8 protein-coding genes and 1 pseudogene are annotated in these 10431 nt (G+C 47.8%); 5 read left to right on the forward strand and 4 right to left on the reverse strand.

Annotated features, from left to right (window positions below; all coding sequences use genetic code 11):
* Positions 1-27: 27 nt before the first annotated feature.
* Complete coding sequence (locus IQ268_RS06900; RefSeq protein ID WP_193876877.1) at positions 28-1080, reverse strand: glycosyltransferase family 2 protein; 1053 nt, start codon at positions 1078-1080, stop codon at positions 28-30.
* A gap of 667 nt (positions 1081-1747) precedes the next feature.
* A complete protein-coding gene (locus tag IQ268_RS06905) occupies positions 1748-2956 on the reverse strand; it encodes a hypothetical protein (protein WP_193876879.1) in 1209 nt (402 codons plus the stop codon).
* 1039 nt (positions 2957-3995) lie between these two features.
* Between IQ268_RS06905 and IQ268_RS06910 the strand changes: the two genes are divergently transcribed.
* A complete protein-coding gene (locus tag IQ268_RS06910) occupies positions 3996-4298 on the forward strand; it encodes a hypothetical protein (protein ID WP_193876881.1) in 303 nt (100 codons plus the stop codon).
* 6 nt (positions 4299-4304) lie between these two features.
* Here the strand turns inward: IQ268_RS06910 and IQ268_RS06915 are convergent, their stop codons facing one another.
* Positions 4305-5810: a PLP-dependent aminotransferase family protein gene (locus IQ268_RS06915; protein ID WP_193876883.1), complete on the reverse strand. Its 1506-nt coding sequence runs from the start codon at positions 5808-5810 to the stop codon at positions 4305-4307.
* A gap of 1379 nt (positions 5811-7189) precedes the next feature.
* On the opposite strand from IQ268_RS06915, the gene IQ268_RS06920 reads away from it, so the two are divergent.
* The 3 genes from IQ268_RS06920 to IQ268_RS32795 all read left to right on the forward strand — a co-directional run bounded on the left by IQ268_RS06920 (position 7190) and on the right by IQ268_RS32795 (position 9112).
* Positions 7190-7981 carry a PhzF family phenazine biosynthesis protein gene (locus IQ268_RS06920; protein ID WP_193876885.1) on the forward strand — a complete coding sequence of 264 codons (792 nt, stop codon included), beginning with the start codon at positions 7190-7192 and terminating at the stop codon, positions 7979-7981.
* Between the two features lie 51 nt (positions 7982-8032).
* Positions 8033-8713: a class I SAM-dependent methyltransferase gene (locus IQ268_RS06925; RefSeq protein WP_193876887.1), complete on the forward strand. Its 681-nt coding sequence runs from the start codon at positions 8033-8035 to the stop codon at positions 8711-8713.
* A 273-nt stretch (positions 8714-8986) separates the two neighbouring features.
* On the forward strand, positions 8987-9112 hold the full coding sequence (locus IQ268_RS32795) for a hypothetical protein (RefSeq protein ID WP_255527153.1): 126 nt from the start codon (positions 8987-8989) through the stop codon (positions 9110-9112).
* A gap of 198 nt (positions 9113-9310) precedes the next feature.
* On the opposite strand, the gene IQ268_RS06930 is transcribed toward IQ268_RS32795, so the two are convergent.
* The gene (locus IQ268_RS06930) at positions 9311-9883 is read right to left on the reverse strand and encodes a photosystem I assembly protein Ycf4 (protein WP_193876889.1); all 573 of its coding nucleotides are present in this window, start codon (positions 9881-9883) and stop codon (positions 9311-9313) included.
* A gap of 421 nt (positions 9884-10304) precedes the next feature.
* Here IQ268_RS06930 and IQ268_RS06935 point away from each other — a divergent pair.
* Positions 10305-10431, forward strand: a pseudogene (locus tag IQ268_RS06935) (photosystem II D2 protein (photosystem q(a) protein)); the annotation flags it as partial.

Here is a 10431-nt window from a genome sequence, read left to right on the forward strand (position 1 = left end):
TTCAGCATGAGATAGCCAGGGGTGAAATTATTTGAGGGATTGAGACAAGCTAGGGTTGTCAACCTTGTGCTTCAGCAAAACGTGATAGCGAACAGTACCAACCGCAAAAGCCAGTCCGCTATAGAGAAAGTAAAGCCAGTGCCAGGGAATCGTTTTGAGCGCAAACCAGGTTCCCCGTTGGCGTTGAAAAAACTGGTAGACCGGGGCATTGAGGAGCAAGAGCGCCAGAGCACAGGCAGCCGCAAGACCGATCGCCCCATTCCACAACACGGCGGCCATGAGTGCCGCTATGCCCCCATAGGTCAGCAGCAGGCTGATGCGGCTAGAAACCTTTAGATTCAAGTCGTTGACAAATTGGCGATCGCGCCAAATCAGCTCTGTCCAGGGCAAGGCTCGAAAGAAAAACTCTGCTCGTAAAAGCGATCGAACCTCCCATCGCTTCAGGTGTTTCACCTGAACCATTTTGTGAAGTTCAATTCGATACCCTGCTTTCTTCAGCCGATAGCCCAATTCGATGTCTTCTATGGAAGGATATTGATACGCTTCGTCAAATCCGCCAATGGATAGAAAAACATCGCGCCGAATCGCGCCACATGCACCCCAAAAGGTAGATGCTTCTTGAGACGCGGTTTGATGGGTATAATGGTGGAACAGATTTTTATACTGCGATAAAAAATTATCGGCACCGGGCGAATCATCGTAAGAACCAATGAGCGCAGCCAACTCAGGCTGATGCCGAAAAACCAGTGCAATTTGACTCAGCGTATCAGGATGGAGAGTAACATCAGCATCCATAAAGAAAAGAATGTCTCCATTGGCAGATTGTGCGCCAATGTTTCTGGCTCGGGCTGGCCCCCCGGTTGCCGATAGCTTAATCACCTTTGCACCGGACTGCTCGGCCCAGCGCCAGGAGTCATCTGTGCCGCCATCCACCACAATAATGACTTCAGTTGCAGCAGGCACAAAATCAGCTACGCTAGCCAAACATTGACGGAAGTTTTCACCACCATTGCGGACTGGAATCACAATGGAAATGGACAGGTCAGTCGGTACTTCGAAATCCGGAGTAACTGAATTCATTGCCAATTGTATTAAGTCTCTGGATAGCGTTAACAGCGTCTAAAAGCAACCGCCTCACGATTTGCAATAACCTTGTGTGACCCGCTGAATTGCTAGTCATCGCCAAATCCTAAATCGGTTGCAGTTTAAGATGCTTTGAAACTTCTACTGTCGGAGCATAATCAGTTTAGATTCCCCTAATTCCACGCTAAGGCGCTGCTTTGCTGGACAAATTGCTAGACAAAAGGGAACTTCAAATTCGATTTCCCATTGTAAGAAAGCAAGGGGATCAGCGGAGCCTAAAAACACAGCAGACCCTTTTCACACAAGCTCTAACACACACGCCATAACGCCCAACATTAGAGTAAGTTGACAGCAGTTCAACGCTCCATAGTGAGAGGCAAAACTACTTTAATGAATACAACCCACTGCTGAGTAAAGCCATACGCTGTCCTCTTCACAAAAGGTTAGCGGTTTCCATGTATTCTGGCGATAAATTTGCAGGATGAGTATAAAATCTCTGTAAAGTTTATGTAAACGTTGTGTAAAGTTCAGAAGTCATGCCGTTGATGACGATGGTAGCCAGATTGTATCAATGTAAACTACTGCTCAACGGCGATCTGGTTGAACACGTATCATTTCAGACGTAAATCCACCGTCCGTAGCGTAAGGGGCTGGCCGTTGTATTTCACGGCTCAAGCTGATTGGTATGAGTCTGCTGTGGGTTCAGTTCGACGGCATCTATTGCTTTCAAATACCACAGGACGACCAACAGAGGCAGCGCGTATTTGTCCCAGGGAAACGCTTTGAGCATTAAGGCACTATTGACTAATACGAACCAAAACGCCAAATTGAACCGTAAAAACCGCGTGCAGGCCAGAACAGCCAACCCCAACAATACCACCCCTCTAAATAAGGGGATGGGAACGACTTTTACTAAGTTAATCAGCAGGCCATGAGCAACCGTAGGCGGAAAGGCAACAAATAAAACCAGTAAGCTCAAGGCAATAACACTATTTTTCAGAGTCAGGAGCGATCGCCAGTTCAGGTTTCGATGAAACAACACCCATTCTGGAATCACAAAATAGAGTCCAATGCAGGCCAAAAAGTAGAGGCTAGAGTCAATGGCGATCGCCCACGTTCTAGTTTGCACCGTAGGAGCAGGACGGACTTCAAAACTAGATTCGGGAGCCAGCCCCCCAAACAGCCAAATCCATCCCAGAATAGTCAACGCCGCGAGCGCTGGAGCCAGCCAGCGAACGCGGGTTCGCCACAGGGCTTGCCCACCCGCTTTTAAGGAATGAGATGGTAAAGCTACCATCAAGGCCGACAGTCCTTCGTAAGCCGCGATCGCCACTGGAAATGCCAGCATAAACTGGCGGGAGGCGATCGCTAAAACAAAACATAAGCTGGCAAAAATATGCTGATTTCTCAAATAAAGCCAGATGCCAGCAAAAACAAAAAAGGTTGCCAGAATATCCGTATAAAAATGACTGCTTAACCACAGGTAATACGGAAACAGTAAAAGCCCACAGGCGGCTAAAACGCTTTGTTTGCGCTTGCCCGACAACGGCGCACCAATGGCAAACGTCAACCCGGCTGAAAGACTGAAGTTTAGAAACCGTCCGGCAAACAACCCATCCTGAGTAATGTATTCAAACGCTCCAAAAATAATGAATGGCAATGGTGTGTTCAACTCACCATAATCTCTAAGCAGTTCGACACTGGGAATGAGGCGATCGCTAAAAAGCAGCGTAGTTTCCCAAAAGTCTTCTTCATCCCAAATCATGGGAAACCGCAACCCATCATAAAACAGAAATAGAGCGAAATAGAGCGCTACTAGACCGAAGCAAAACAAAACTAGAAGCGTTGTTTTTGAAATGCGATTGAGCAGCATGGTTCTTCTGTTAAAACGGCACGCTTCAAAGAGGGACTGAAACGTATCAAATGTGCTGCATTTGTCGCTTCAGTCCCACAACCTCGTCAGATTAAAGACCGTTCGAGTTGTACTCAGCACTTTTTGAACATCCTCTCAGTTTCAACGCTACAGCGTATCCTTACTACTCCAACCGCTGAAGCTTTCAGGTGATTTCGATTAATCAACGAATCTGTAGAAGTCCCTGCTTGGCCTAGATGTAGGTTTTTCGCAGCATGAAGAGGATGTTTTAAAGGTCTAATTGGTAGCCTGACCCTCGTAGGGGCGTAGCATACCCTGCGGGAAGCACGCTACGGACAATCCTTCTGGGTCATTTCAAGGGTTATTTGCTGGATGCTACGCCTTTACAGGAGACATTTGATACTTTTCATCCTTTAAGATAAGTCGATCGCAGATTGGCAAGATCTAACCTTTGGGGGATGTTTCAACAGTCTGGTTTGTAGTCAAACACGTGTAGGAGTGTAGCATTCAATTTGCCTGTAGCTGCTTCCCTGGAGTATGCTGCGCCCTTAGATAAAACACTTAAAAGTCGAACCTGGGTTCTACCGTACAACGACTATGAGCAACCTATATCTCAGTAGAAGCCTGTAACTGATTGCCTGACCGCTTGCCAGGGTGTAGTTTGCAACTACGCTCGATCTCCCGTTGCCAGGTATCGCAGATTGGGCGTAGCCGAAGCCGATGTACGGGAATTTAGCGTTTCGGGAGTTTATGTCAGCTCATCCGTTGCAATAGGCATGATAGCCATCGTCCGGCCGGGCGTTCTCCCAAATTCTACTCAGAAAAACTCTACTTAGAATAGGTAGGCAATTCAGCCAAGTTGCTCAACCGAAGCTTTACGTGATTTAGTATTCTTGGTATATGCGTAGTATTACATACTCATAACTTACTAACGTACCCCAGAGATTCACCCCCCAGCTAGCAAAACTAGCCGTGGTCACTCTGGAAATATGCGGTACAACCTTAAATCTCTAACCTAAACACTAAGAGCCAAAGAGCTATGTTAGACCCACAACTATCTGATTTCTATCGTGGTTGGAGCATTGAAGTCGTTAAACAAGAGAACGGTTTCAGCAGTACCTGCTATTCTCCATCGCGGGAACGCATCAGCAACAGCACTGTCTATCTCTACGACTTCCATGCCATCAATGCGGCCAAGCAGGCGATCAATGAGCATCTTACCTGCAAACTGTTGGCAAGCTTTGTGCGAGAGCTGTATGAGGTCGATCGAATTAGCTTTCAAGAATGGCGATCGCTGCACCAATCTATCTTTGAAACGCTCAGCACATTGCAGGGCAAGTAGTTTAAGCTAGGCCGACCGGGTTTGTGCTTCGAGTGGCTTCAGTTGGCTGAGCATGGGTTGTGGTCGAATCAACTGTTCTTTGATGAGATGGCCGAGAACAGCAAGCCCTCGTTCAATATCCTCTGGTGAATGAGAAAAGCTCAAGCGCATAGCAGGATAGCCCTGTTGATCCAGGAAAAACGGCGAACCAGAAGAAACCAGCACATTTTGCACCAGAGCCTGTTGGCAAACAGACTGCACGTTCAAATCAGCGGGCAAATGAACCCAGAGAAACAGTCCACCGTTGGGAATGGTCCAGGAAGCCTCCTGCGGGAAATGCTGTTCCAGAGCTTGCAGCATCACGTTACGGCTTTGCAGGTTGCTGCTCCGTCCCCGGTTGAGATGGCGGCGATAATGCCCGGATGCCAGGTATTCACTCACGATCGCCTGTGAAATGGCGGAGCTATGCAGGTCGCACAATACCTTACGTTTGAGTAATGGCGAGTAATGATCCCCAGTAACGACCATGTAGCCAATCCGTAAACCGGGGCTGAGGGTTTTGGAAAAGGTACCCAGATAAACAACCCGATCATGACAATCGAGTGCCTTGATCGGTGCCGGGACAGCCTCAACGTTAAGCCCTTCATAGGCATTGTCTTCTAAAATCTGGCAGTTGTAGTGTTCTGCCAGGGCTAAGAGCTGTTGCCGATGAGCAAGAGAGGTCGTTAACCCCGTCGGGTTGTGCAGCGTACTGATGGTGTAAATCAGCTTGGGATGATGGCTGCGGAGATACTGCTCTAGAAGGTCGAGGTTCATGCCTTCTCTGGCCATCGGTATGCCGATCACTCGTGCCCCTAACTCTTCAAGAACGGCTAGCGCTCCGTGAAAAGTGGGGCTTTCGACAATTACCCAATCTCCCGGTTGGATGTAATGCTGTAGCGCTAGAGAAATTCCTTGCATCGAGCCAGTAGTAATGATTAGATGCTCTGGCGAAACATCCAACCCTTGCTGAACCAGCATCTGAGCAATCTGTTTACGTAAATTAGTTTGCCCTTGAGGGAAATCGTAGCGAAACAGATCTCCGGGCATTTGTCCAACGGCTCGTCGGGCAATGCGTTGCAGGTCATTCAGCCCATCTACACGGGGAATTCCCCGGCTAAAATCAATAGCGCCAGGTTGCTGCCGTACCTGCGCCGACATGGCGTAAAGGTCAAAAAACGACTCTGTTTGATCGGATGGAATAATTACCTCTTGAGCGGGGGCAAAGGTCGAGTTCAGTTTGGGAGAGGGAGTCACTTCTGCATTGACAAAATACCCCGCCCCTGGACGAGCGTGGATCAGCCCATCTGCCTCTAAAACGCCATAGGCTTCAATGACCGTCAACTTGTTAACCTGTGCCGTTTCTGCCAGGGTGCGAATGGAAGGTAATCGATCGCCCGGTTGCAGTGACCCGCCCCGAATCAAACGGCTGATGCGATCGCGAATCTGTAAATAAACAGGTTCCGTTGATTGCCGATCAAGAGGAATTTTCATAGCGCATCACCAATCGCTATCAGAACTATAAAGGGTTCCTGGGGTAGCGACCCGGTACAGTTTTATCAAGTTTGACTAGAACAGTTTTGTGTTGTTGAAACTGTACCAGTTAAAGATAACAATTTTGTACCTTCTCATCCCCTTTGTTCATCAGCGAGAGTAGGGTCGTTAGCGCATGGAGGTCTAGAACGATGATAAAAGTCTCTGCTGACTCGTCTCAGATCCTACAAAGAAATTCATCAAAACTTAAGTCAAGATTAACATCTGTTGTTGGCACACTTCTGCATCAAATCTATCAGTCTTTACTCAAGACGGTTGTCAATAAACCTGATATTAAGATTTGGAGAGTCTCTAATCAAAAGGGTGAATTACATTGGCGTGTTTACAATCCAATGAACGAACAAACTGGCTATTTTAACTCTGAAGCAGAGGTCAGAGCATGGCTTGAACAGCGGTACTACGAATGATGCCGTTGGTGCATATCTCGTTGTGGAAAATTACGTCAGCATAAGAGGATGTTTGAAACGTAGCAAATTCCTGTAAGGGCATAGCGTTCGGCAAACAGCCCATGAAATAGACCCAGACGTGTTCCCATAGCTTGCTTCCCGCAAGATATGCTACGCCCCTACAGGTGTCAGGCTAAAATTAGGCTGTTAAAGCATCCTCCAGGCAATGGCAAGAGTTGACATGTCTAACGAGTCAACTCTTGCTCAAATCTCCTTGTGGGCAGTCTGTTTCAAATGTTTTTAACGTCAAAAAGAGTTGGCAACGCAATTTTAATTCAGTTGATGCTGAAATGCGTTCATTGCCTTACTTTTTAGAGAGGACTTTGAACTCCCATGTTTTGGGGCTTAGGAAGCGGTTCAAGTGACAGTCAGAACATTTCAACTATCCTCTTAGCTCTAAGCTCAAATCAGTCTTTCAAATTACAATAGCTCCTCTATTGAAAGACATTAACTTGCCTATCTTGCAGGTTCATCTTCACAGGAGTTTGTCTCTTCTGAAGAGACTTTGGGCACTATTGCTCGGTTCAATTAACTGTCTGTACTTCTTTGATTAATCCTCAAACTGCACAGGTCACTTAAACCATCAAGAGCCACAGAATGAGGTTTGGAATGTGTAATCAAGTGATGAGGTGAAGAAATGTTGTTCGCATTTCCGTTAAAGAACGATGACCAGCGCGATCGCCCGATTAACTCTACAATCATTCCATTGATCGTTGGCTTCTGGCGATTTAGCCGTTTTTATGGCCGTTTCGTTAGCTCCAGATCATCAAATACGCCATTTCGTACCGATGCGGATGGGTTCCGATGTAGGTCAAGTCAGCATTGAGCTGTATCTATATCAATATGTAGTAGGACTTGTAGCAGGAAAAATCCGTGGGACTCATCATTACCCAAGTAGACGCGTTTACAGACACTCCCTTTACTGGTAATCCGGCTGCCGTTTGTGTACTGCCAACGCCGCAGAGCGATCGCTGGATGCAAAATGTTGCCCGCGAAATGAACCTTTCGGAAACAGCCTTTCTACTGCAACAGGCCGATGGGTATAGCCTGCGTTGGTTTACGCCAACTGTTGAGGTTGATTTGTGCGGTCATGCCACCCTGGCTAGCGCCCACGTACTCTGGTCGCAAGGGCATCTAACGCCAGCAGAGGAGGCTCGTTTCCACACCAGAAGCGGGTTGCTAACGGCTAAACGCCTGGATGAATGGATTGAGCTAAACTTCCCAGCAGCGCTGTCCGAACCTGCACTCGCGCCTGATGCCTTGATTCAAGGGTTAGGAGTGCCCGTCGTTTCTACCAGCCAGAACCCATTAGGGTACCTGGTAGAAGTTAATTCTGAAGCCTCGGTGCGGCAAATGCAGCCAGACTTTTCGCTACTCAAAACGTTGCCCGTTCATGGAGTAATAGTGACGAGCCGTGCCGACCAATCCCATTACGATTTTGTGTCTCGTTTTTTTGCTCCAGCTATGGGCATTGATGAAGATCCGGTTACAGGTTCAGCCCACTGTTGCTTAGCACCGTACTGGCACGATCGCCTCAACCAGTCTGAGTTTATGGCTTACCAGGCATCCGCTCGCGGTGGCGTGTTGAACGTTCGGTATCAAGGCGACCGCGTTCTGCTGCGGGGGAAAGCGGTAACCGTCTTGCGTGGAGATTTAAGCGTCTAAATTACTCATTTACTGTAATATCAGGCTGCAATTTCTTCTGCAAAGTCGTCAATGGGACTCAAACTCAAAACCGTTGTGCCGTGGGGGCGATCGCTGGATGAATACATCCGCATGTTTGCGCTCACTCCAGGCGATCTACAGTTGACCCTGCTGGACTGTGCCGGTGGGCCAGCGAGTTTTAACGCCGAACTAACGGGGTCAGGGGGGCGGGTCGTTTCCTGCGATCCGATTTATCAATTTGCGCTCAACGAGATTCAGCAGCGCATTCAGGACACGTATCCGCTGATCATCGCAGGGGTCAGCGCTAACCTGAACCGCTATAGATGGCACTCAATTCAATCGCCCGAACAGTTGGGTGAGGTTCGGCTCAAAGCCATGCAACAGTTTTTGGCGGATTTTCCAAACGGGTTAGCGACGGGACGCTATCAAGTGGCCGAACTGCCTACACTGCCCTTTGGCGATCGTCAGTTTGATTTAGCGCTGTGCAGCCATCTGCTGTTTACCTACTCAGACCAGCTCTCGGTTGAGTTTCACCTCGCTTCTATCCAGGAGTTGTGTCGGGTGGCTGCCGAAGTGCGAATTTTTCCACTGCTAACGCTTGCTGGAGAAGACAGCCCACTCGTACCCATCGTCGTAGACACGCTAAAGCAGCAGGGGTATGAGGCATCAATCCATACCGTCGATTATGAATTCCAGCGGGGCGGCAATCAGCTGCTTCGAATCAAGCCCTAAACAGTAAAGAAACTTTAAGTTTTATTAAGTTAGTTGAAGCTCCAAATACCTTTCCTCGTATGGCTTTTGTCAACCTCCCTTAAGCCATGAATTTGTTGTTTAGTTTTATTTTTGTAATAATGGATACAGAAGGCTGGTTGCGTGCTGCTTCTTATCTACTGCTTGATCTCCAGTTGAACCAATACTCCTCGCCAAGCAGAGAAGACGAATGAACACCCTTTAAACAGTCAGCCTTTGTTATCTGCATTACTCAATCAGTACGAGGCAAACGTGATGAGTCACGATTTGATGGATGGATTAACGGTATCTTTAGTGGTGGCGATCGCCAGCAGCATTATTTGTCCGCTTTTGTATTGGGTTCTGGCTCTGCCCAATCGAGCCACTGCCGACCACGCTTAACCAACTAGAAAGTTGCTACACACTCATAGCTAGACAACAAACCCCGGCATAGTACCGGGGTTTGTTGTAGAAGCACGATTTTGACAAAAGCCAGTGGCTATAACGAAAGTAAAGGGTTTTGACTAATTGAGTCAAAACTCATAAAACAACCACACTTCATCCAGATGTACAGAATCTAGGGGCGATCGCTCAGCCTAATCACAGCCCTTCCAACGGCACACCCAGGAAACGAGCTAACTCGGCACCCTGGTTTTCCAGATCGGATAGAGGAATCGGCTGCCCTACCCGCGTGAGAGGAATTTCACCCTTCCCTTTCACCTGAAGGTAAAGCGCTCGTCGTGGGTTTAAGCCTTCTTTAATATCCGCTCGAACGGCTTGCACATCGCTCAAGCGATGTTTTACTTCAATGCGCCGATTCTTCCCCGGAAAGCCCCAGCGAAAAATGTTGGCAAATCCGGTTTCCTTGTTGAATTCGTTGTAACCTCCGCCAACGTTCAAGAGAATGACCAGCCAGAGGTAAGCAGCTAGTAGCAAGCCCAATCCGCCGTATAGCGCCATTACCAAACCCTGAGGCACAAAAATTAGCTGAGTTGGATCGGCAAATGGCAGCAAGTTTACCTGCAAATAGCTAGAAATTCCAGACAGTAAGAAACCAGCCCCGCCCGTCAAAATGACGGTCGCCCACCAGTAATTGCTGAGTCGTCGAGACCCTACAATCTGCTGCCGGAAAATACGATTACTCTTTTCGGTGGAAACAGTGGGTGCAGCCATAGAATTAATGGTCTTTAACAGGGTATGTTTTTAAGAATGTATTCGAAGAACGCTCAACGGTTACACAACCCAAATTTGACGGGTTCAACCTTGATCCTACCAAGTCTAAGACCTGTAGTTGACTAACCGATCTAAAATAACGGAACCACTATCAATTTGATGAGACTGTACGTATCGGATTGTAAAATTTTTCATCTCTCTCTATCATATAAAGACGTTAACCCTTTATTTAACGTCTGTCGGTTGCCCGATAGGGCAGGCGAGAGGTGATGTAAGCGGCAGATATACGCTGTTGTTCTACACACACCGACATAAAATGTTAGATCTCGCCCCCCTCTAAATACATCGCTCCTTGTTGCATTGAGACGTAGATGCAGCCAGGAGTTTGCGAGGATTGAAAGTCATATTAAGAGGATATGAAATGACCATAGCAATGGGACGAGCGCAAGCCAATCGAGGATGGTTTGATGTCCTCGATGACTGGCTAAAGCGCGACCGATTCGTCTTCGTTGGCTGGTCTGGTCTACTGCTGTTCCCCTGCGCCTACC

The sequence above is a fragment of the Oculatella sp. LEGE 06141 genome, assembly GCF_015207605.1.
GTDB lineage: Bacteria > Cyanobacteriota > Cyanobacteriia > Elainellales > Elainellaceae > Oculatella.